This window comes from Nocardioides sp. WS12, assembly GCF_014108865.1.
Classification (GTDB): domain Bacteria; phylum Actinomycetota; class Actinomycetes; order Propionibacteriales; family Nocardioidaceae; genus Nocardioides.
Map to the genome: position 1 here is coordinate 1,098,691 of NZ_CP053928.1, position 21,747 is coordinate 1,120,437.

22 protein-coding genes are annotated in these 21,747 nt (G+C 70.6%); 13 read left to right on the top strand and 9 right to left on the bottom strand.

All coding sequences use genetic code 11. The annotated features are described in order from the left end of the window. Window positions 1-49: 49 nt before the first annotated feature. Window positions 50-1,264 carry a lytic murein transglycosylase gene (locus tag HRC28_RS05055; protein WP_182379074.1) on the bottom strand — a complete coding sequence of 405 codons (1,215 nt, stop codon included), beginning with the start codon at window positions 1,262-1,264 and terminating at the stop codon, window positions 50-52. A gap of 273 nt (window positions 1,265-1,537) precedes the next feature. On the opposite strand from HRC28_RS05055, the gene hemL reads away from it, so the two are divergent. Genes hemL through HRC28_RS05090 form a run of 7 tightly spaced genes read left to right on the top strand, consistent with a single transcriptional unit; the run spans window position 1,538 to window position 8,355 of the window. Continuing rightward, window positions 1,538-2,914 carry a glutamate-1-semialdehyde 2,1-aminomutase gene (gene hemL / locus HRC28_RS05060; RefSeq protein ID WP_237111709.1) on the top strand — a complete coding sequence of 459 codons (1,377 nt, stop codon included), beginning with the start codon at window positions 1,538-1,540 and terminating at the stop codon, window positions 2,912-2,914. Beyond that, window positions 2,911-3,606: a histidine phosphatase family protein gene (locus HRC28_RS05065; protein ID WP_182379075.1), complete on the top strand. Its 696-nt coding sequence runs from the start codon at window positions 2,911-2,913 to the stop codon at window positions 3,604-3,606. Before hemL ends, HRC28_RS05065 begins: the two co-directional genes overlap by 4 nt. Further along, window positions 3,603-4,172, top strand: a complete 570-nt coding sequence (locus HRC28_RS05070; protein ID WP_182379076.1) for a TlpA disulfide reductase family protein — start codon at window positions 3,603-3,605, stop codon at window positions 4,170-4,172. The genes HRC28_RS05065 and HRC28_RS05070 overlap by 4 nt, the downstream gene beginning before the upstream one ends. Further along, window positions 4,172-4,936 (top strand): cytochrome c biogenesis protein CcdA, encoded by a 765-nt coding sequence (locus HRC28_RS05075; RefSeq protein WP_182379077.1) that lies wholly within the window; start codon window positions 4,172-4,174, stop codon window positions 4,934-4,936. Before HRC28_RS05070 ends, HRC28_RS05075 begins: the two co-directional genes overlap by 1 nt. Next, window positions 4,933-6,561, top strand: a complete 1,629-nt coding sequence (locus HRC28_RS05080) for a cytochrome c biogenesis protein ResB (protein WP_237111710.1) — start codon at window positions 4,933-4,935, stop codon at window positions 6,559-6,561. The genes HRC28_RS05075 and HRC28_RS05080 overlap by 4 nt, the downstream gene beginning before the upstream one ends. Next, window positions 6,558-7,613 (top strand): c-type cytochrome biogenesis protein CcsB, encoded by a 1,056-nt coding sequence (gene ccsB, locus HRC28_RS05085; protein ID WP_182379078.1) that lies wholly within the window; start codon window positions 6,558-6,560, stop codon window positions 7,611-7,613. Before HRC28_RS05080 ends, ccsB begins: the two co-directional genes overlap by 4 nt. 16 nt (window positions 7,614-7,629) lie before the next feature. Continuing rightward, a complete protein-coding gene (locus HRC28_RS05090) occupies window positions 7,630-8,355 on the top strand; it encodes an SDR family oxidoreductase (protein ID WP_182379079.1) in 726 nt (241 codons plus the stop codon). 13 nt (window positions 8,356-8,368) lie between these two features. Here HRC28_RS05090 and HRC28_RS05095 read toward each other — a convergent pair whose 3' ends face one another. Beyond that, window positions 8,369-8,629: a hypothetical protein gene (locus HRC28_RS05095; protein ID WP_182379080.1), complete on the bottom strand. Its 261-nt coding sequence runs from the start codon at window positions 8,627-8,629 to the stop codon at window positions 8,369-8,371. Between the two features lie 83 nt (window positions 8,630-8,712). On the opposite strand from HRC28_RS05095, the gene HRC28_RS05100 reads away from it, so the two are divergent. Further along, entirely contained in the window at window positions 8,713-8,973 is a 261-nt protein-coding gene (locus tag HRC28_RS05100; protein WP_182379081.1) for a DUF4229 domain-containing protein, read from the top strand. Here the strand turns inward: HRC28_RS05100 and HRC28_RS05105 are convergent. The 6 genes from HRC28_RS05105 to HRC28_RS05130 are packed head-to-tail and all read right to left on the bottom strand — an operon-like array spanning window position 8,970 to window position 14,259. Beyond that, a complete protein-coding gene (locus HRC28_RS05105) occupies window positions 8,970-9,851 on the bottom strand; it encodes a 1,4-dihydroxy-2-naphthoate polyprenyltransferase (RefSeq protein ID WP_182379082.1) in 882 nt (293 codons plus the stop codon). The genes HRC28_RS05100 and HRC28_RS05105 overlap by 4 nt on opposite strands. Window positions 9,852-9,861: 10 nt before the next feature. After that, a complete protein-coding gene (locus tag HRC28_RS05110; RefSeq protein WP_182379083.1) occupies window positions 9,862-11,157 on the bottom strand; it encodes an MFS transporter in 1,296 nt (431 codons plus the stop codon). Between the two features lie 10 nt (window positions 11,158-11,167). Next, window positions 11,168-11,890: a gamma-glutamyl-gamma-aminobutyrate hydrolase family protein gene (locus HRC28_RS05115; protein ID WP_182379084.1), complete on the bottom strand. Its 723-nt coding sequence runs from the start codon at window positions 11,888-11,890 to the stop codon at window positions 11,168-11,170. A 4-nt stretch (window positions 11,891-11,894) separates the two neighbouring features. Beyond that, window positions 11,895-12,290 (bottom strand): MAPEG family protein, encoded by a 396-nt coding sequence (locus tag HRC28_RS05120; protein ID WP_182379085.1) that lies wholly within the window; start codon window positions 12,288-12,290, stop codon window positions 11,895-11,897. Continuing rightward, window positions 12,287-13,285 (bottom strand): glutathione synthase, encoded by a 999-nt coding sequence (locus tag HRC28_RS05125; RefSeq protein ID WP_182379086.1) that lies wholly within the window; start codon window positions 13,283-13,285, stop codon window positions 12,287-12,289. Before HRC28_RS05125 ends, HRC28_RS05120 begins: the two co-directional genes overlap by 4 nt. Beyond that, entirely contained in the window at window positions 13,282-14,259 is a 978-nt protein-coding gene (locus tag HRC28_RS05130; protein ID WP_182379087.1) for a glutamate-cysteine ligase family protein, read from the bottom strand. Before HRC28_RS05130 ends, HRC28_RS05125 begins: the two co-directional genes overlap by 4 nt. Window positions 14,260-14,314: 55 nt before the next feature. Between HRC28_RS05130 and HRC28_RS05135 the strand changes: the two genes are divergently transcribed. Beyond that, window positions 14,315-14,806: a MarR family winged helix-turn-helix transcriptional regulator gene (locus HRC28_RS05135; RefSeq protein ID WP_182379088.1), complete on the top strand. Its 492-nt coding sequence runs from the start codon at window positions 14,315-14,317 to the stop codon at window positions 14,804-14,806. Here HRC28_RS05135 and HRC28_RS05140 read toward each other — a convergent pair. Next, on the bottom strand, window positions 14,803-16,110 hold the full coding sequence (locus HRC28_RS05140) for an MFS transporter (RefSeq protein ID WP_182379089.1): 1,308 nt from the start codon (window positions 16,108-16,110) through the stop codon (window positions 14,803-14,805). The genes HRC28_RS05135 and HRC28_RS05140 overlap by 4 nt on opposite strands. A gap of 38 nt (window positions 16,111-16,148) precedes the next feature. Between HRC28_RS05140 and HRC28_RS05145 the strand changes: the two genes are divergently transcribed. From HRC28_RS05145 to HRC28_RS05160, 4 genes are read left to right on the top strand one after another with little or no spacing between them, the layout of a single operon-like run. After that, complete coding sequence (locus HRC28_RS05145) at window positions 16,149-17,252, top strand: AMP-binding protein (protein ID WP_237111711.1); 1,104 nt, start codon at window positions 16,149-16,151, stop codon at window positions 17,250-17,252. Then, the gene (locus tag HRC28_RS05150; protein ID WP_182379090.1) at window positions 17,249-18,199 is read left to right on the top strand and encodes an o-succinylbenzoate synthase; all 951 of its coding nucleotides are present in this window, start codon (window positions 17,249-17,251) and stop codon (window positions 18,197-18,199) included. The genes HRC28_RS05145 and HRC28_RS05150 overlap by 4 nt, the downstream gene beginning before the upstream one ends. Further along, window positions 18,196-19,869: a 2-succinyl-5-enolpyruvyl-6-hydroxy-3-cyclohexene-1-carboxylic-acid synthase gene (menD, locus tag HRC28_RS05155; RefSeq protein ID WP_182379091.1), complete on the top strand. Its 1,674-nt coding sequence runs from the start codon at window positions 18,196-18,198 to the stop codon at window positions 19,867-19,869. Before HRC28_RS05150 ends, menD begins: the two co-directional genes overlap by 4 nt. 2 nt (window positions 19,870-19,871) lie before the next feature. After that, window positions 19,872-21,737 carry a Na+/H+ antiporter gene (locus tag HRC28_RS05160; RefSeq protein ID WP_182379092.1) on the top strand — a complete coding sequence of 622 codons (1,866 nt, stop codon included), beginning with the start codon at window positions 19,872-19,874 and terminating at the stop codon, window positions 21,735-21,737. Window positions 21,738-21,747: the final 10 nt, after the last annotated feature.

Below are 21,747 nucleotides of genomic sequence, written 5' to 3' on the forward strand. Positions count from 1 at the left end.
CGAACGGCCCCGGACCGTGAGGTCCGGGGCCGTTCGCTTGTTGTTCTGGTTACGGCGCCTGGAGGCCGTAGCTCAGCAGGCAGTTCAGGAGCTGAACCGTCTGGGTGAGCTTCGGGTAGGCCGCCTTGCAGGCAGGGCCGGCCTCAGCCTTGACGAGCGGGCCGAGGAGGCCGCTGATCAGGTTCGAGGTGACCGCACCGACACCGTCGTCGACGGTCTCGATGACCGGGTCGAGCGGGGTGTTGGTCTTCGGGATGGACGGCGTGCCGCCGGGGGTCTCGCCACCGGGGGTCTCGCCACCGGGGGTCTCGCCACCGGGGGTCTCGCCGCCGGGGGTCGTGCCCGGGTTGGTGGTGCTGCCGCCGGTGGAGGAGCCGCCGGTGCTGCTGCCCTTGCCGCCCTTGCCCTTGTTGCCGAAGTTGAAGTTCGGCGGCTCGGGAACGACGTAACCCGCGGCGGTCGAGTTGTTCGGCACCGAGGTGAAGTCGCCCTCGAGGTAGGCGTTCATGATCTTGAGAACCAGGTCGACGTACGCCTGGCTGTGGTTGTAGCGGTAGACCGAGGCGCGCTGGCCCACGACCGTGGAGAGGTCGCCATCGCCCGAGCAGAGGTAGACGGCGGCAGCGAGAGCAGCGTCGTCGATGTCCTGCGGGTTGCGGGCGGCGTCGTCGTCAGCGTCCACGCCGACGACCTGCCAGGTCGAGGGGATGAACTGCATCGGGCCGACGGCGCGGTCCCACTTGGCGTCGTTGTCGTAGACACCGGCGTCGGTGTCCGAGATCGCCTGGGTGTTGTTCGTGCCGTTCAGCGGGAGGCCGTAGATGCCGGGGGTGGCGACACCGTCGTCGTTGAGGACGTTGCCACCGAAGCGACCGTGGTTGGACTCCACACGGCCGATCGCGGCGATGAGCTGCCAGGTGATGTTGCAGGACTCGTCCGCGGAGTTGATGACCGTCTCAGCGCGCTGGTAAGCGGCGAGAGCGGCGGCCGGGATCGCGTTGGTCGACGCGGCGGAGATGATGCCCGCCTCGTTGCCACCGTTGAGACCCTCGACGTTGGCCGGGTCGGAGAAGCTGGCCGGGTCCTCGATCGACTCCTCGGGCACGCTGGTGCCGTCGGTGACCTGTCCCGGACCCTCAGCGGCGATGACCGGTGCTGCGACGCTGCCGATGCCGGCAACGGATGCGGTCCACGCTGCTGAAAGCAGAGCGAGCGGAATGATGGTGGCGACGCGCTGCAGACGCCCCAGACGCTTCCTCGACATGTATCGGACTCTCTCCCCGGGCCTTTCGGCCGATTTCCGTGGGCCACTCCCTCGCTGGGCCCACCCGTGCGTCACGCGTAGTCCGGTGACCCACGATGTGGACCAACCGAATGGCGCGACACCTGGACAACGAAGTTTGACACACCGACGTTACGGGTGTCACATGTTCCCGCTCACAAAGCGGACGACGTGATATGTGCCCGAAGGACTATCCGCCGGCCCCATTCGGACCGCGATGGGGGACCGCTGGGGTCGATCAGTGACAATGGCGCGGTGCCTGACCTCGTGACCACCGGCCCCACCAGCGGCTCCGACGCCCTCTTCGCCCGGGCCCGGGCCGTGACTCCCGGCGGGGTCAACTCCCCGGTCCGCGCCTTCAACGCGGTCGGCGGAACGCCCCGCTTCATTGCCTCCGCTTCCGGTCCCTGGCTGACCGACGTCGACGGCAACACGTACGTCGACCTGATCTGCTCCTGGGGCCCGATGCTGCTCGGCCACGCGCACCCGGCCGTCGTCGACGCCGTGCGCGAAGCGGTCGGTCGCGGGACGTCGTACGGCACGCCCACCGAAGGTGAGGTCGCGCTGGTCGAGGCGATCGTCGCGCGTACCCCGGTCGAGCGCCTGCGCCTGGTTTCCTCGGGCACCGAGGCGACCATGTCGGCGATCCGGTTGGCGCGCGGCTTCACCGGCCGCGATGTCATCGTGAAGTTCGCCGGTTGCTACCACGGCCACGTCGACTCGCTCCTCGCTGCGGCGGGCTCGGGCCTGACCACCTTCTCCATCCCGGGTACGCCCGGGGTGCCGGCCAGTTCGACCGACCTCACGCTGGTCCTGCCCTACAACGACACGGCCGCGGTCGCTGCCGTCTTCGCCGAGTACGGCGACCGGATCGCCTGTCTCATCACCGAGGCCGCGCCCGGCAACATGGGCGTCGTCCCGCCCGCGCCCGGCTTCAACAAGTTCCTTGCCGAGACCTGCCGCGCCCACGGTGCCCTGTTCATCAGCGACGAGGTGATGACCGGGTTCCGGGTCTCCGCATCCGGCCAGTGGGGCACCGACGGTGCCGTCGAGGGCTGGGCCCCCGACCTCACGACGTTCGGCAAGGTGATGGGTGGCGGCTTCCCGGCTGCCGCGTTCGGCGGTCGCGCCGACGTCATGGCCCACCTCGCGCCCGAAGGCCCCGTCTACCAGGCGGGCACGCTCTCGGGGAACCCGATCGCCACGGCCGCCGGCCTCGCCACGCTGACCGCTGCCGACGACGCGGTCTACGCACGGCTCGACGTCGTCGCCGACGCGCTGCGCGCCGGTGCCGCCGAGGCGTTCACGGCTGCCGGCGTCCCGCACGTCATCCAGTCGACCGGCTCGATGTTCTCGGTGTTCCTCACCGAGGACCCGGTCACCAACTACGCCGAGGCTCAGCGCACCGACGTGGCGGCGTACGGCGCCTTCTTCCACGCCATGCTCGACCGCGGAGTGCACCTGCCGCCGTCGGCGTACGAAGCCTGGTTCGTGTCGTCGTCCCACGACGACCGCGCCGTCCAGCACGTCCTTGATGCCCTTCCCGCAGCGGCCGAGGCCGCTGCAGCGGCCCGCTCGCCGCTGGTCGAGCCTGTCGAGACCACCTCAACCACCGCCGGAGAAGACGCATGAGCACGCCCGACACGATCGTTCACCTGGTCCGCCACGGTGAGGTCCACAACCCGGAGGGTGTCCTCTACGGCCGCCGCGACGGGTTCCACCTCTCCACCCGCGGCCTTGCGATGGCCGACCGGATCGGTGAGGCGCTGGGGTCCAACGACATCACCGTGCTCCGCTCCTCACCGCTCGAGCGGGCCCAAGAGACGGCCGCGCCGCTCGCCGCGAAGCTCGGTCTCGAGGTCACCCTCGAGCCGCGGGTCATCGAGTCAACCAACCAGTTCGAGGGGCTCACCTTCGGCAAGGGCAACAACGCGCTGCGCAACCCGCTGCTGTGGCGCCACCTCTACAACCCCTTCAAGCCGTCCTGGGGTGAGCCGTACAAGCTCATCGTCGAGCGGATGATGGCGGCGGTCCACGACGCCCGCGTCGCCGCGGCCGGTCACGAGGCCGTCCTGGTCTCGCACCAGCTCCCGATCTGGACCACCCGCCTGGCGGCCGAGAAGCGCTCGTTCCTGCACGACCCGCGCAAGCGTCAGTGCACGCTCTGCTCGATCACCTCGTTCCACTTCGCGGGCGAGGAACTGGTCCAGGTCAGCTACGCCGAGCCTGCCATCGACCTGATCCCGACCGGTGACATCGCGGCGCCGTTCTCCGCCGGTGACGCGCCCGAAGAGAAGAAGCCCGAGGGGACTCCGCCCGCATGACTCGTGTCGCCCGAGCGGTGGCGTTGTTCGCTGCCCTGGTGCTGATGGCCGGATGTTCGGACATTGGCGGCACCGGCGACCTCGACTACGTCCCCGGCGACGGCCAGGTCATCGAGGTGGCGAAGGCGGACCGTGAAGACCCCGTCGACTTCGCCGGTACGACGGTCCAGGGTGAGGCGCTCGACGTGACCGACCTGCGCGGCAAGGTCGTCGTCCTCAACGTCTGGTGGTCGGGCTGCGGCCCGTGCCGCACCGAGATGCCGATGCTGGTCGACACCGAGGCCGAGGTCGATGCCGACGAGGTGGCCTTCGTCGGGATCAACATCCGCGACCTCGCCCCCGAGAACGCTGCGGCGTTCGAGCGCGACCGGGGCGTGAAGTACCCCTCGCTCTACGACCCGGGCAGCGAGACCCTGCTGCGCCTGGGCAAGTACGCCCCGCACGCCACGCCTGCGACGATCCTGCTCGACCAGCAGGGCCGCGTCGCTGCGCTGATCAACGGCCCGATCCCGTCGAAGAGCACGCTCTCCACGCTGATCGACGACACCCTGGCCGAGTCCGACTGATGGGCGAGTGGTTCACGGAGCAGGCGGCGGCCGGCTCGCTCGGCCTGGCCGTGCCGGTGGCGCTGATCGCCGGCCTCGTCTCCTTCTTCTCCCCGTGCGTACTGCCGCTGCTCCCGGGCTACCTCTCCTACGCCACCGGCCTGTCCGGCGCCGACCTCGCCAGCGGTGAGGCCGGCCAGCGCCGCGGCCGGATGGTGCTCGGTTCGCTGCTGTTCGTGCTCGGCTTCGCGGTCGTCTTCGTCTTCGCCGGTACGGCGTTCGGCGGCTTCGCCGGGCAGCTCCAGCGCTGGGAGAACACGATCACCCTCGTGCTCGGCCTGCTGCTGATCGTGCTCGGCCTGGTCTTCGCGGGCGTCGTGCCGTGGCTGCAGCGGGACTTCCGGATGCACAAGATCCCGGCGGTCGGGCTGGGCGCCGCCCCGGTCGTCGGTGCCATGTTCGCCATCGGCTGGACGCCCTGCATCGGCCCGACGTTCGGCGTGATCCTGAACCTCACCTACGCCGACGGCGCGACCGCGGCCCGCGGCGGGCTCCTCGCTCTCTGCTACGCCCTCGGCCTCGGGCTCCCGTTCGTGATCGTCGCGCTGTTCTACAACCGCACCATCGGCGCGCTGCGCTGGGTGCGCCGCCACCAGGTCCTCGTGATGCGCACCGGCGGGTTCTTCCTCGTCGCCATCGGGCTGCTGATGGTCACCGGCTGGTGGGACCACATCGTGCAGTGGGCGCAACTGCGGACCGTCGACTTCGGGGAGACCGCACTGTGAGCGCCCCGAAGCCCGACGCCCGCGAACGCCGTCCCGGTGAGCTGACCGCGCGCGAGTTCGCCCGGTGGATCTGGCGCCAGATCTCCTCGATGCGTACCGCGCTGATCCTGCTGCTGGTCCTCGCGCTGGCCGCCATCCCGGGTTCGGTGATCCCGCAGCAGGGCGTCGACTCGCTCGCCGTCACCCGCTGGAAGGACCAGCACCCCAAGCTGACGCCGCTCTACGAACGTCTCGACCTGTTCTCGGTCTACAGCTCCCCGTGGTTCTCCGCGATCTACCTGCTGCTGACCATCTCGCTCGTCGGTTGCATCGTGCCACGCCTCTTCGTGTACCTCCGCGCTCTCCGCGCCCAGCCCCCCGCGGCGCCACGCCACCTGTCGCGGCTGCCGGTCCATTCGTCGTACACGACGGACCTGACGGTGGACGAGGTGCTCGACCGGGCGCGCGCGGTGCTCGGGCGCCGGCACCGGCTGAGGGTCTCGACGAGCTCGACCGACGGGGTTCCCGACGACGCGGTCTCGGCCGAGCGGGGCTACCTGCGTGAGGCCGGCAACCTGGTCTTCCACCTGTCGGTGCTGATCGTGCTGGCGGGCTTCGCGGTCGGCGGGCTCTGGGGTTATCAGGGCGGCGTGATCCTCGTCGAGGGCAGCACCTTCAGCAACAACCTGACGCAGTACGACGACTTCAAGCCGGGTGGCCTCTTCACCCAGCAGCAGATGAAGGACTTCCGCTTCGACGTCAACGAGTTCCGGGTCGACTGGCTCAAGGACGGACCGCGCGCCGGACAGGCCCGCAAGTTCGAGGCCGACCTGTCCTACCGCGAGGGTCAGTCCGACGCGAAGGACTACACGCTCCGGGTCAATCACCCGCTGAACGTGGACGGCACCGAGGTGTTCCTGATCGGCCACGGGTACGCCCCCGTGATCACGGTGCGTGACGGCAAGGGCGATGTGGTCGCGACCGGCCCGACGGTGTTCCTGCCGCAGGACGCAACCTTCCTGTCCTTCGGTGTGGTCAAGGCGCCGGCGGCCAAGCCCGGCCAGATCGGCCTCGAGGGGCTGTTCTACCCGACGTTCGAGATGCTCGACGGCGACCCGGTCACCGTCTTCGGAGACGACCTCTTCCCCACGCTGTCGCTGCTGGCCTACACCGGTGACCTTGGCCTCGACGACGGTCGGTCGCAGTCGGTCTACGTCCTCGACAAGTCGAAGGCCACCCCGGTCAAGGGAGAGGACGGCAAGCCGTTCCGCCTCGACCTGCAGGTCGGTGACACCGTCGAACTGCCCGATGGGCTCGGGACGGTCACCTTCGACCGCGTCGATCCGTGGATCCGGGTGCAGATCAGCCAGACCCCGGGCAAGGGCGTTGCCCTGCTCGGTGTCGTGCTCGCGCTGATCGGCCTGTGCGCGTCGCTGTTCCTGCGGCCGCGCCGGGTGTGGGTGCGGGCGGTGGCAGTGGACGCCGCCGGGGCCGGACCCGACACTGGTGACGCAGACGCGGGAGACACAATGGACAGCACGGGCGGCACTCGGGTCGAGGTCGCCGTACTCGATCGCTCCGGCAACGGCGAGACGGACGAGATCCTCGCCAGACTGATGGCGCAACTGCAGGAGGCACCGAAGTGAGCAACACGGCGTGGGAGAACCTGAGCAACCAGGCGGTTGCGATGGCAGGTCTCGTCTACTTCCTGGCGCTGCTCGTGCACCTCGCCGAGTGGGCGGCCCTGCGCCAGCCCGCTGATGAGCGGGAGCTCGTCGCGGCCGGTGGCGGCGACGTCACCGATGCTGGCAGTGCCTCCGCCGCCTCGGAGGTGGAGCGAGGAGCGCGGGTGGCCTTCCTCGGGCGCCTCGGCTTCCTGCTCACGATCGTCGCCTGCGCGGTGCACTTCGTCGCCCTTCTCGGGCGCGGCATGGCCGCGGACCCGAACCGGGTGCCGTGGGGCAACATGTACGAGTTCACGGTGTCCGGCACCTTCGTCGTGACCCTCCTGTACGTCGTCCTGCACAAGAAGTTCGCCCTCGCCTGGATGGGCCCGATCGTGGTCGGCTTCGTGCTGACCGTGCTGATGACCGCGGTGATCTGGCTGCACGACGAGGTCGCACCGCTGACCGAGGCACTCAACTCGCCGTGGCTGGTCATCCACGTCGTCTCGGCCGTGATCGCCACCGGCACCTTCACCCTCGGTGGCATCGCCTCGATCATGTACCTGGTCCGGATGCGGGCCGAGCGTCGCGCAGCCGAGAAGGGCCGGCCGCTCTCCCGCTGGATCGCCCGTACCCCCGAACTGCCCGCCCTGGACCGCCTCGCGTACCGGGTGCACGCGTTCGCGTTCCCGGTGTGGACCTTCGCGGTCCTGATCACCGGCCCGATCTGGGCGCACGAGGCCTGGTCCCGCTACTGGAACTGGGACCCCAAGGAGGTGTGGGCGTTCATCACCTGGGTCGTCTACGCCGGCTACCTCCACGCCCGCGCCACCGCCGGCTGGAAGGGCCGCAAGGCCGCCATGCTCGCGCTCGTCGGCCTCGGCACCCTGTGGTTCAACTTCATCGGGATCAACTACTTCTCGACGACCAGCCAGCACTCGTACGCCGTCGAGCAGTTCGTCGACGCACCGGCCCCGGTTCAACTACCGAATTTGCTGCCTCCGGGGCTTGGGTACGACGAATTCGGTAGTTGAACCGGAGTCGGGGCCCATGTCACTGACGATCGTCACCGGAGGAACGCGCGGCATCGGCGCCGCCATCGCCGCTCGCCTCGCCGCCGAGGGCCACGACCTGGTGCTCGGCTACCGCAGCGACGAGGAGAGTGCACGCGCGACGGCCGAGTCGATCCATGCGCGGGGGGTCCGCTGCGTCACCGTCCGCGCCGATCTGACGACGGATGCCGGCATCGAAGAGTTGTTCGCCCGCGCCGCCGAGGTGGGTCCGGTCACCGGCGTCGTGAACAACGCCGGCGCGACGTACCGCTTCGCGCCCTTGCACGAGACGCCGACCGAAGAGATCCGGCGGACCATCGACATCAACCTGACCGGGCCGATCCTCGTCGCCCGGGCTGCGGTCGCCGTCCTGGACCGCGGCGGCGTGATCGTCAACATCACCTCGGGCGCCGCGACCATCGGGTCGCCGGGGGAGTACGTCCACTACGCCGCGGCCAAGGCCGGACTGGACGCGGCCACGCGGGGGCTCGGACTCGAGGTCGCCGACCGGGGCATCCGGGTCGTTGCGATCGCGCCCGGCCTGATCGCGACCGACCTGCACGCGACCACCGGTGACCCGGAACGGGTGGCACGGATGGCGCCGCAGATCCCGCTCGGCCGGGCCGGACAGCCCGAGGAGATCGCCAACGCCGTCGCGTGGCTGATGAGCGACCAGGCGGCCTATGTCACCGCCACCACGTTGCGGGTGGCCGGCGGCCGCTGACCGACTGCGGCGCTCAGGAGTCGGGTGTGGGGGCCGGCGGCGCGGGTGGAGTGGGATCTTCCGGCGGCTTCGCGTCACGCGCCTGCTTGCGGCGCTTGCGCTCCAGATCGCGCAGGAACGACTCGTCGTCGTCCGGGGCCATCGGGCGGCTGGGCGGCTGCGGCCGCGACGGGTGGCGCTTGGCCGGGGAGGCGCCGGGGCCGCGGTCCTGCATCCAGCGGATCGCCAAATACGTCACGACCGCGAAGATGATGACCACCAGCAGGAACTTCACCCCCTCAGCGTAGGCCCGGGCAGGTCATCTCGTTGGCGGATGCCCGTGCCCGGACACGCACGGGCGGCGCCTACCCTGTCCGGGTGAAGGAGTTCTGGATCTACACCGGCCTGCGTGCGGCCATGTTCGTCGCCGCGTTCCTTGTCATCTTCGGCGTCTGGTTCCTGGTGGCGGACTCCGTCAACGTGCTGATCGTCATCATGGCTGCGTTCCTGGTCAGCGGCTTCGCGTCGTACGTCCTGCTCGCGCCGCAGCGCAACGCATTCGCGCACCGGGTCGCCGGTCGGGCCGACCGGATCGTCGACAAGTTCGACGAGATGAAGGCCAAAGAGGACGAAGACTAGGCAACAACCAGGCCGAGTCCGGCGAGGACCGCCCAGCCGAGTTCGGCGATGCCGGTCTGCTGCAGCACCGGGATCAGGGCCGGTCCGCGGGCGCCGCCCAGCACGATCTTCGTCGCGCGGGCAGCGGGGAGCAGGAAGCCCAGGCCGAGCAGTGCCCACCAGGTGGTGAGGGCCGCGAGGCCGACGACGGCTGCCGCCGAGGCGAGCACCAGCAGCGCGTAGAACTTGCGGGTGCGGGCATCGCCCAGGCGTACGGCGAGCGTCATCTTCTCTGCGAGCGTGTCGGTCGGGATGTCGCGCAGGTTGTTGGCCACGAGGATCGCGCAGGCCAGGGCGCCGACACCGGCACCGGCCACGACGGACGCCCAGCCGATCGTGCCCCAAGACTCGGTCTGCACCCAGGTCGTGCCGACGACGGCCACGAGTCCGAAGAAGACGAAGACCATGACCTCGCCGAGGCCGAGGTAGCCGTACGGCTTCGAGCCGCCCGTGTAGAACCAGGCGGCCAGCACGCAGGCCGCACCGAGCGCGACCAGCCACCACGACGTGGTTGCCGCGATGGCGAGGCCGGCGACACCGGCCACGCCGAAGGCGAGGAAGGCTGCGCGCTTCACGGCTGCTGGGGTCGCCAGCCCGGAGCCGACCAGGCGCAGCGGACCGACCCGTTCGTCGTCCGTGCCGCGGATGCCGTCGGAGTAGTCGTTGGCGTAGTTGACCGCGACCTGCAGGGCCAGGCTCACCACGAGGGCGAGCAGCGCCTTCCACCACACCGCGCTGTCGTCGTACACAGCGATGGCGGTGCCGACCAGGACGGGGGCGACGGCTGCGGGCAGGGTCCGGAGACGGGCGCCGGCGATCCAGTGGGCGGGGGTAGCCATGATCGGCGATTCAAGCAGGTTCGGGCGCCGGGCGCGGCGCAGGGGTCATGCGCTCGATGTGGCGTTCGGCTGCGCGGGAGGCCGGATGGATGGCCACGGCAGCCACCAGCACGATCGCCGCGATCACCAGCCAGCCCTGCGCACCCCACTCCATGGCGAGGAACGTGTACGCCGCCGGCGCCCAGACCGAGCCGATGGTGTGGCCCAGCTGGGAGACGCCCTGGTACTCGCCGCGGCGGTTCGGGTCCGACAACTCGGCCTGCAGACCCCACTCGCCGGCCGACTGGAACAGCTCGGCACCGGTGACGGTGACGTGGCCGACCCAGACCAGCACGATGGTCACCCAGCCGATCGTGTCGTGGGTGACCAGGACGATGCCGCAGGACAGCATGAAGAAGACCGCACCACGTCGCTGGGCGCGCAGCGAGTCGGCAACCGTCGTGATGCCGCGGGCGGCCGCGACCTGCAAGGCCACGGCCATCACGGTGTTGGTGCCGAACAGCCAGGCCAGCAGCACCCGCGGTGCGTCGGTCTCCTCGACCAGCCACAACGGGATCACGACGTTGAGCAGGACCTGGTGGGTGGCCAGCACGCCCCCGCAGATCGACATGAACAGGTAGCCACGGTTGCGCAGCGCGCTCTGCTTGTCGCCCGCGTCCTCGAAGGCGGCTTCGAGGGCCGACTCGGCCGCCTCCTCCGTCGCCGCGTGTACGGCGGCCGGGAGTCGTGACACGAGCACTGCGTTGAGCAGCAACAACCCGGCGGTGATCAGGGGCACGGCGCGAATCACGTCGTTGCTGTTGGTCGCCAGGGCAATGCCGGCGAGCAGTGCGCCGAAGGTGTAGCCCACGTTGCGGGCGGCGCGGAAGTAGGCGTTGGAGGAGACGCGTTCCTCGCGCGGGAAGATGTCGAAGCGGTACGCGTTGCGGGCTGCGCGACTCCCGACCTGCACGGCCTCGAGCAGGATCATCATCGCGATGAAGGTGTAGATGCCGCCGACGGCCAACCACGCGATGTAGAGCAGGGCCTCGATGAGGGACGCGATCGCCCAGACGCGGCGGGCGCCGTACTTGTCGCTGAGCTTGCCGAGGGGCACCGCCAGGAAGAAGGACACGACGCCGGCGATGGTCAGGCCGAGGCCGACCTGGGCGGGGGAGAGATCGACGATCTGGGTGAAGAAGACCGCGCTACCGGTGAGGAAGACACCGTCGCCGAAGGCGGAGAGCACCGACTGTGCGGACAGGCGGCGGACCAGCGGGGTCGGGCCGGCGAGGCGGGTGATTCGTTCCGAGAGCTGTCTTGACATCAAGACGATTTTACGACGGCACCGGTGTTCGTGTCGAACGTTTTTCTGCTGTCGCGACCAACCACCCGAAGATTGCCGGGCCGGTCGGGTCGTGCGGCCATTCGTTCCAGGACATCTCGGGATGCCACTGGACGCCGAGCACGGGCCAGCCCGGGATCCGTGGCTCGACGGCCTCGATCACCCCGTCGCCCGCCCAGGCCGTGGGGACCCACGTCGGTCCGGGATCCTCCACTGCCTGGTGGTGCAGCGCACTGGTCGTTGCGGCGGCGCCGATCAGGGTGCCCACGATCGAACCGGGTGCGGTCGTGACAGCGTGCCCCGCCGCGGGATGCTGGTGGTCCACGTCGGTACGCAGAGTGCCGCCGAACGCCACGACGAGCACCTGCAGGCCACGGCACGCACCCAGCACGGGGACCCCGGCCGCGGCCGCTGCCCGGACCAGCTCGATCTCGTCGTCGTCGCGGGCGGGATCCACGTCGATCGCCGACCCGGGCCGGCCTCCGTAGCGAGCGGGGTCGATGTCCCCGCCGCCGGTGAGCACCAGTCCGTCGAGCACGTCCAGCAGTTCGACGCCCGCGCCGGGCGGGACGATCACCGGCAGCCCTCCGCTCGCCCGGACCGCCGTCGCGTACGTCCGGGGGGCGCCGTGCACCGGGAGGGTGCCGAAGGGCCGCGGGACGTCGTACCCGTGACCGGCGATGCCGATCAGTGGTCGCTTCCGGTGTTCCTTCATGAGGTCACATCGCGACCAGCGCCGTCACCCCGAGGGCGACGCCGGCCAGGTAGGTGAACAGCGCGCCCGAGTCGCGGACGGGGCCGTGGGCCGCGAGGGTCGTGGCGCGGAGCATGCCGTAGGCGTGGGTGAAGCGCGCTGCGGCCGCGGCGATCGCCAGCGCGTCGAGCCACCACCCGTCGGTCAGCGTCGAGCAGACGACGAGCAGGACGACGAGGGTCGGCACGTACTCCGCCGCGTTGCCGTGCGCGCGCTGCGCGATCAGCAGGCGGTCGGCGGGATCGGTCGGCATCTGTGGGCCCTTGTCGCCGCGGATTGCCCGGTGGCGGGTGACGTTGGCGCCGAGGAGGAACAGCAGGATGCCCATCAGGGCGATGCAGGTGATCACGATCGTGCTCATGAGGAGGCCATCTCTTTCAGGGTTGCCGGGGTGGTGGGGTTGGGTGCGAGGTCGAGCAGTCGGCGCACGATCGCGCCGGACAGGTCGGTCCCGAGCAGGGCGTCGGTCTTGGCCATCCCGCCGGGGCAGGTGACATTGACCTCGATCAGGCGGCCGTCGATGACGTCGAGTCCTGCGAGGGCGATGCCGTGCTGGCGGAGCAGGGGAGCCAGGGAGTCCGCGATGCGGCGGTCCGCGTCGTCGATCTCGGCCGACGCGCTGGGCGCGCCGATCCGGAAGTCGCCGTCGTCGGGGCGGCGCAACACCGCGCCGACGATCTCCCCGTCGAGCACGAACAGGCGCTTGTTGCCGGCCTCCACGCGAGCGAGGTACTCCTGCACGATCACGTGCCGGGTCCCTCCCGCAGTCGCCGACTCCGCGAGCGCCCGGGCGGACGCGTCGTCCTGCAGCAGCCACACGTCGGTTCCGGCGAACCCGTCGACGGGCTTGATGACCGCCGCTCCGTGATCGGTCACGAACCGCTGGATCTCCGCGACCCGAGCGGTGACCAGCGTGGTCGGACACAGTTCGGGGAAGTGCAGGGCAACGGCCTTCTCGTGCAGCGCGCGCACGCCCTCGGGCCGGTTGGTGACGCGGGTGCCGGCCGCCTCGACGAGGTCGAGGAGGTACGTCGTGTGGAGGTACCGCGCATCGACGGGTGGATCGATCCGCAGCAGCACCAGGTCCATCTCGGCAGCGACGTCGAAGTGCGTTCGCTCGATGACACGGAACCAGTCGCGCTCCACGAGCCAGCGGTGGTCGTTGCCCCGTTTCCGTGGGGCGAGGACGACGCGCGCGGCCAGGGTCCGGACCCGGCCGTCGACGACCGACAGGTCCGCGGGAGTGCTGACCCAGACCGGGACGTCCAGGCGCTGGAGGGCTGCGACCAGGCCGACCGTCGCGTCGATGGTGGGGTCGATGCCGGCCACCGGGTCGGTGACCACGAGGACGTTCATGCCGCCACCTCCAGGGTGCGGGTTGAGCCGGTGAGCAGCGCCAGGCCGCGTTCCACGTCGCCGGTCCCGGCGGCCGCAGCCGCCCAGTGCTCGGCGAGCCGGGACTGTTCGCCCGCCAGGGAGGCGAGGGCCGAACGGCGGCGCTCGTCGTCGTACAACAGGCCGGCGAGGCCCTCGGCCAGATCACCGACGTGCTCGGTCGGCTGGCCGTCCGGGAACCGGACCTCCAGGTAGCTGCCCCGCGGCCGCACGGGCGGGAAGAGCGTGGACAGATGGGCCTCGATGCCTTCGCCGAGGAAGTCCGTGGCGCCGGCCGCGAAGGAGGAGTACGCCGCCACCGGGTCGCCGTGCAGGAGTCGGTCGTCGAATGCAGTCCGGTCGGGGTCGGCGGCCAGCCAGGTGGTGAGCCGGCCGGTCGGGCCGGTGCTGTGTGCGGTCGCGGCGGCCAGGAACGGACCGGCGAGGAGCAGGAGTCGCCACTGCTCGAGGCCCGCGCGGCCCGGCCACCAGTCGAGGCACACCTGGGTCGAAGTGGTGTGGCGCATCATCCGGCGGCCGGCGGGGCCGATCGTGTCGAAGTGGCGTTCCATGGCGTCGTACCGCGGGGAACGCAGGAACCTGGGGGTGGTGGGCTCGGATGTCCGCACCGGCTGGGCGTACAGGACGATCCCGGCGCCGAGCAGGTCTGCCGCGAGCGCCCGCGTCACCTCGGCGAGGTGCTCGGCGGCGACCCTCGCGGAGGGCGAGACGGGGAGGCTGAGCTCGACCTGGCCGCCGGGCTCGAAACTCACCCAGGGGGCGTAGGGCCGACCGGCGACGGCGTCCCGGACCCGCGTCGGGTGGACGCTGCTGCCGTTGAAGAAGTCGACGGCGAAGAACTCCTGCTCGATGGCGGCGCGGACGGTGCGGGTGCCGCTGGAGCGCAGCGGGCGGAAGAGCCGGGCGACCTGGGAGCGGATCGTTGGTGCATTCATGGCAACTCCTGATAAAGTAAGGCGACCTGTCAAATAATGGAAGGTAGCCTGTCAAATGTCAAGCGAGTTGGTCCGCCCGGATTTCGAGCCCTTCATCGCGCTCGCCGAGAAGGCGGCGCGGGCGCTGCGCGACGACATGCTGGCCAACGGCCACCGTGCGGGCTACACGGAGCTCGCGCCGTCGCACAACGCGGTCTTCGCGACGCTTCCCTCGGAAGGGGCAAGGGCGGCCGACATGGCGGCGCGCAACGGCATCACCCGCCAGTCGATGGGTGAGGCGATCCGCGACATGGTCAAGCTCGGGATCCTCGAGATGGTCGAGGACCCGTCGGACCGACGGGCGAAGCTCGTTCGCTACACCGACTACGGCGCCAAGGTCGCGCAGGAAGGCTTCAACCACATCATGGCGCTGGAACGAGCCTTTGCCGACGAGTTCGGCGAGGCCGAGCTGGAGATCACCCGCACGGTGCTGCGCCGGGTCCGCGAACTGCTCGCCCCGAACACACCGGAGCAGCCGGTGCCACTGGCCGTCCGCCCCGGACTCTAGGCCGTGGCGACGGGCTCCACTTCCTCCTGCTCCTCCGGGAAGTTCCGCTGGGCGAAGCCCTGAGCGATGCGGACCGACGGGCCGATGCAGATCGTCGCGACCACGATGATGCCGCCGATGACCAGCCAGCCCTCGGCGCCCCACGAGAGCGCCAGGAACGTGTAGAGCGCCGGCGCCCAGCGGGAGCCGAGAGCACCGAACACGTCGTTCACGCCCTGGTACTCGCCGCGCCGCTTCGGGTCCATCAGCTCAGCCTGGAAGGACCAACTCGCGCCGGAGACGGCCAGTTCGGCGCCGGTCACCGTGACGTGCCCGAGCCACACCAGCAAGACAGTGATCAGGCCGACCGTCGAGTGGGTGGCCATCGTGATCACGCACGAGATCACGAAGAAACCCGAGCTGATCCACGTGTATCGCAGCGCGTCATCCAGCGTCCGTACACCCTTGGACGTGTACGCCGGCAGGAAGATGCAGAGCACCGTGTTGGTGCCGAACAGCCAGGCCAGCAGCACGTGGGGTGCGTCGGTGGCCTCGACCAGCCACAGCGGAATCACGACGTGGAGCAGCACCTGGTTGGTCCAGAGGGTGCCGAGGAAGAAGGACACCAGGATCCAGCCCCAGTTGCGCATGGGCCCGGGGCCGACCGGTTTCACCCGTTGCTCGCCGCTGGCGACGCGCAGGTCATGGGGCGCGGCGGGGAGTCGGCTGATCCAGAAAGCGTTCGCGAGCAGCAACGCCGCCGTGAACAGTGGCGTCCAGCGGATCACCGTCAGGTTGTCGAAGGCCAGCGCGATGCCGCCGATGATCGCGCCGAGGGTGAAGCCCACGTTGAGCGCGGAGTACATGTACGCCTGGGTCTCCACCCGTTCCTTGGGTGGCAGGACGTCCAGGACGTAGGCGTGGTGGGACGAATGGCCCGCGGACTCGAACACGGCGAAGGTGATCGCCAGGGCGACGTACTCCCAGAAGGAACCGACGAACGGGAGCACGCAGAAGCACGCCACCCGGAACACGGTCGAGATCACCCACACCCGCTTGGGGCCGAACCTGTCGACGACCCGCCCGGCCGGATATGCGAACAGGAACTCCGCAATGCCCGCGATGGTGATCGCGATGCCGACCTTGCCCGCCGACATGCCGACCACCTGGGTCAGGAAGACAGCGCTTCCCGTGACGAACGCACCGTCGCCGGTGGAGAACAGCATCGACTGGACAGCGAGGCGGCGCGACAGGGGAGTGGGCGGGATCAGGCGACGGAAGACGCCCGACGTGCCCGATCCTGTGTCCGAGACAGGGGTGCTCATCGCCGCCCATCCTCGCCCCTCCCGCTAGCGTCTGTCAGGTGGATATCTGGCCGGTGCGCGGCAACCCCGCCGAGGTGGTCGACGGCCTGCGCTCGTGGCTGTTCGAGGGCGACACATCCGCGCGCGCCCTGGTGGTCGAGACGTCCGGATCCACGGGGGCTCCGAAGCGGGTCCTGCTGACCCGGAAAGCCCTGCTGGCATCGGTCCACGCGTCGGCCGCCCGGATGGGCGCCACCGGGCCGTGGGTCCTCGCCGTACCGCCGACCTTCGTGGCCGGGGTCCAGGTCATCGCGCGGTCGCTGGCGGCCGGTCACGAGCCGATCCTGCTGGAGCGCGATGGCTGGCCCGAGGGCAGTGGCTGGTTCGTCTCGCTCGTCCCGACCCAATTGACCCGGATGCTCGACGATCCCGCGGGCCTGGCTGCCCTGCAGCGGGCCCACACGGTGCTGCTCGGCGGCGGCCCGATCGGCCCTGCGCTGCGCGCCCGTGCGGCCGGCGCCGGCGTCCATGTCGTCGCTTCCTACGGCTCCGCCGAGACCGCCGGTGGCTGTGTGTACGACGGTCTGCCCCTCGACGGCGTCGCCGTCGCGCTCGGCGACGCTGGCCGGATCCGGATCGCCGGCCCCACCCTCTTCACCGAGTACGTCGACCAGGCCGACCTGACGCGCGGGACGCTCGTCGACGGGTGGTTCCTCACCTCCGACGCCGGCCGGATCGACGAGGACGGGCGACTGGTCGTGATCGGGCGGATCGACGACGTGATCGTGAGTGGTGGCCTGAACGTCCCCGGGCCCGCGGTGGCCGAGCGGTTGCTGGCCCATCCGTCGATCGCTGCGGTCGAAGTGCTCGGTGTGCCGGATGCGGAGTGGGGGAACCGCGTTGTCGCCTTCGTGGTGGTCGCTCCGGGGGTTTCGAGGCTCGCTGACGCTCGCACCTCAACCACCGGAGTGCCGTCGGTGGTTGAGGTGCGAGGAGCGCCAGCGACGAGCCTCGAAACCACCCTCCGCGCCTGGGTCGCCGAGGCCCACCCCCGCGCCTGGGCGCCGCGCCAGTTCGTCGTCCTGGACGAGATCCCGCTGCTGCCGAACGGCAAGCCCGACCGCCGGGGCCTTCTCTCGCTCGTCGAGGAGGTCGCCCGGTGAAGGTCGTCGCGATCCCGATGCGCACGCGCTTTCGTGGAATCACCGTCCGCGAGGTCGCGCTGTTGCGCGGGCCCGGCGGGTGGGGTGAGTGGAGCCCCTTCCTGGAGTACCCCCCCGACGTGGCCGAGGCCTGGCTGCGCTGCGCGGAGGAGTCCGCTGCCGGCGACTGGCCGGCACCGCTCCGGTCCTCGATCCCGGTCAACGTCACCGTCCCTGCCGTCGGTCCGGAGCGCGCGCACGCCATCGTGCTCGACGGCGGTTGCCGCACGGCCAAGGTGAAGGTGGCCGAACCCGGCCAGACCCTCGCTGATGACGAGGCCCGGGTCGAAGCGGTGCGGGACGCGCTCGGACCCGATGGCCGGATCCGGGTCGACGCCAACGGCGCCTGGTCCGTCGACGAAGCAGTGCTCGCGATCGGTCGCCTCGATCGTGCTGCTGGCGGTCTGGAGTACGCCGAACAACCGACCGCGTCCGTCGAGGACCTCGCCCGCGTTCGTCGCCGCGTGGACGTCCCGATCGCAGCGGACGAGTCGATCCGCCGGGCCGAGGACCCCTATCGGGTGCGGGATCTCGAGGCCGCCGACATCGCCGTGCTCAAGGTGCAGCCGTTGGGCGGAGTCCGTGCCTGCCTCGAGATCGCCGAACGGATCGGCCTGCCGGTCGTCGTGTCGTCCGCGCTCGAGACCTCGGTCGGCATCGCCGCCGGGGTTGCGCTCGCGGCCGCGCTGCCCGACCTGCCGTACGCCTGCGGGCTCGCCACGGTGCAGCTCCTCACCTCGGACGTGGTGGCCCACCCGTTGCTCCCCGTCGACGGAGCCCTGCCCGTGCAACGGCCCACGGTCGACGTACAACAGCTGACGGCGCTGGGTGCGGCTCCGGACCGGGTCGAGCACTGGGAGGCCAGGCTCGCCGCAGTGCGCTCGCTGCGGGAGAATCGTCCATCATGACCTCCCCGACCTCGCCCGAGAGCGCTGCTGACAGCGCCGCCGCCCTGGCGGACGCCCTGGTCGCCTGGCTCGCCCGGGCCGGGGTCACCGACGTCGTCGTCGCGCCGGGATCACGCAATGCCCCCTTGTCGATGGCGTTGTGGGCAGCGGCGCAGGCTGGCGGAGCCCGCCTGCACACGCGGATCGACGAACGGACCGCCGGCTTCCTCGCCCTCGGGCTGACCAAGAGCGGCTCGCGCGCCGCGGTCCTCACCACGTCGGGGACGGCCGTCGCCAACCTCCACCCGGCGGTGCTCGAGGGGATCCACGCAGGCGTCGGCCTGATCGTGGTCTCCGCCGACCGACCCGCTCGCCTGCGCGGCACCGGCGCCAACCAGACCACCGAACAGACCGGCATCTTCGGCCCCCTCCTGCAGTCGTACGACGTCGCGACCGTGGCCGCGCTCGATGCCGTCGCAGCAGGTCCCCATGACGTCGTCCACGTGAACCTGCAGTTGGATGCCCCTCTCGTGCCCGCCGGGCCCGTGACCCGTCCGTCGGTCGAGCTTGTCGAGACAGCCAACGGGCCGATGGCGCGCCAGCCGGGGGTTGACGTGCGAGGAGCGCCAGCGACCAGCCTCGAAACCACCCTGCTCACCCGCGGTCCGCGCACGGTCGTGGTGGCCGGTGACGACTCGGGCCCGCCAGCCCGCCAACTCGCCGAAACGGCCGGGTGGCCGCTCCTGGCCGAACCGACGAGCGGTGCCCGCACCGGCGAGAACGCCCTGCGCACCTACCGCCTGCTGCTCGGTACCGACCTCGGCGCGCGCATCGAGCGGGTCGTCGTCTTCGGTCGCCCGACCCTGTCCCGTCCCGTCACCCGGCTCCTCGAGCGCCCCGATGTCGAGGTGCTCGTCGTGCCGGGCCGCGGCATCTGGCCGCCGAAGCCGGAGCGCTCGACGGCGATCTTCGCGCCCCGCTGGGGCGAGGACGACGTGGACGACCCGGCCTGGTTCGACGCCTGGAAAGACGCCGACCGCGCCCTCGGTCGTCGGATCGACCGGTTGCTCGCGGACCAGCCCACCCTGACGCCGTACGACGTCGCGGGGAGCACATTCGCAGCGTTGCCCGCCGCCGGGCTGCTCGTGGTGGGCGCGTCGAGTCCGGTGCGCGACCTGGACGTGATGGCGCGACCGCCGGCGGTCGGCACCCGTCGCAAGGTGATCGCCAACCGTGGTCTCGCGGGCATCGACGGCACGATCAGCACGTCGATCGGTGCCGCGCTCGGTCGCCGCGATTCGGCCAGAAACCTCGCACTGATGGGGGATCTGACGTTCCTCCACGACCAGACGGCGTTCGTTCTCGGCCCCGAGGAGCCGCGCCCGAACCTGACGATCGTGGTCGCCAACGATGACGGCGGTGCGATCTTCTCGATGCTGGAGCAGGGCGCTCCCGCGCACGCCGCGTCGTTCGAACGGCTCTTCGGAACGCCGCACGGCATGGACCTGGGCAGCTTGTGTGGGGCAGCCCGGATCCCGCACCTGCGGGTCACGTCGCGCCCCGAGCTCGAGCACGCGCTCGCCAGTCCCAATGGCGGCATCGAGGTCATCGAGGCGATGATCAGTCGCGTCGGGCGGCGCGACCTGGACCTCCAGATTCGCGCCCTCGCCACCACCCCCGAGGACGCATAGCCATGGACATCGCCTTCCTGCTGGTTGCCATTGCGGTGGTGGTGCTGACGGTCACCGCCATTTCCGAACGCGTCGAGATCCCGCCGCCCCTGACCCTCGTCGTGGTGGGCGTCGCGGCGTCGTACGTGCCGGGTGTGCCCGAACTGCGGCTCGAACCCGAGGTGGTCCTGCTGGGGTTGCTGCCGCCGCTGCTCTACTCCGCCGCGGTCAACACCTCGCTCGTCGACTTCAACGCCAACCGGCGCCCGATCCTGCTGCTCTCCGTCGGGCTGGTGGCGTTCACGACGGTCGGTGTCGGCGCCGTCGTCAAGACCGTCATCCCCGAGATCGACTGGCCGCTTGCGCTCGCGATCGGCGCCGTGGTCGCGCCTCCCGACGCGGTCGCTGCGACCGCGATCGGCCGAAGGATCGGGCTTCCGCGCCGCGTGGTCACGATCCTCGAGGGCGAGTCCCTGCTCAACGACGCGACCGCCCTGGTGGCCCTGCGCACGGCGGTCCTGGCCATCGGGACCACCGTGACGGTGTGGGAGGTCGGGTTCGACTTCGTGCGTGCGGCCGGCGGCGGCCTCGTCATCGGAGTCCTCGCGTTCCTCGTGGTCGGCTTCCTCCGCAAGAAGATCACCGACCCGCTGATGGACACCGCCATCTCGCTGGTGATCCCGTTCGCGTCGTACATCCTCGCTGAGGAGATCCACGCCTCCGGTGTGGTCGCCGTCGTCGTCGCCGGCCTGCTGCTCGGCCACGTCGCGCCGATCCTGCAGACCGCGCAGTCGCGGATCGCGGAACGCACCAACTGGCGCACCATCGCCTACGTCCTCGAGAACACCGTCTTCCTGCTGATCGGACTGCAGGCCGACTGGCTGCTCGCCGAAGTGGGGGAGAGCGAGTTCGGCGTCGGCACCATCGCGACTGCGTGCGCCGCAACGCTGGTCGCGGTCGTCGTCCTGCGCCTGGTGTGGGTGTTCGTGTCCCGGTACCTGCTGATCCGTCCAGGCCCGGACCCGGTGACCGGCGAGCGGGCCAGTTGGCGCTACTCGTTCCTCATCGGCTGGGCCGGCATGCGCGGTGTGGTCACGCTCGCAGCAGCGTTCACCGTGCCCGAGGACACCGCGCACCGCGAGGTGCTGCTGATCATCGCGTTCACGGTGGTGGCCGGCACCCTGCTCGGCCAGGGCATGACCCTGCCGTGGGTCGCCCGACGACTGCGCGTTCCCTCGCCCGACCCGCACGACGACGCCCTTGCCCGCGCCACGCTGTTGCAGCAGGCCGCCAAGGCCGGCTTCCACAAGCTCGACGAACTGGCCGAGGACTGCAGCGACCCCCATCGCGTCAGGGACCTGATCATCCAGCGCATCGAGCAGCGCAACTTCGCCGCCTGGGAACGCCTTGGCACCACCGAGGGCGAGGAGAGCCCGAGCGACCTCTACGCCCGTTGGCGCGGGGAGATGATCGACGCCGAACGGCGCCGGGTGCTGGAGATCCGTTCGACGGGCACGGTCCCGTCGGAGATCATCAGCGAGGTGCTCGCCATGCTCGACGTCGAGGAATCGATGCTGGACGCCGCCGAGGCCGAACGCGCCGAGCTCCGGAATACGACGACCGTGAGCCGCGCCGACGGGTGCGAGCACCTCGCGTCGTTGCCTCTCCTCGACCCGCCGACCGAACTCGCCTGCCCGGCCTGCGCCGCTGAAGGCGAACGCTGGGTTGCCCTGCGGATGTGCCTGTCCTGCGGGCACGTCGGATGCTGCGACTCCTCGCCCGGCCGCCACGCCACCGCGCACTTCCGCGAGGAGCAGCACCCGGTGATGCGCTCGATCGAGCCCGGCGAGGACTGGCGGTGGTGCTTCGTGCACCACCAGACCGGCTAGCGTTGGAGCC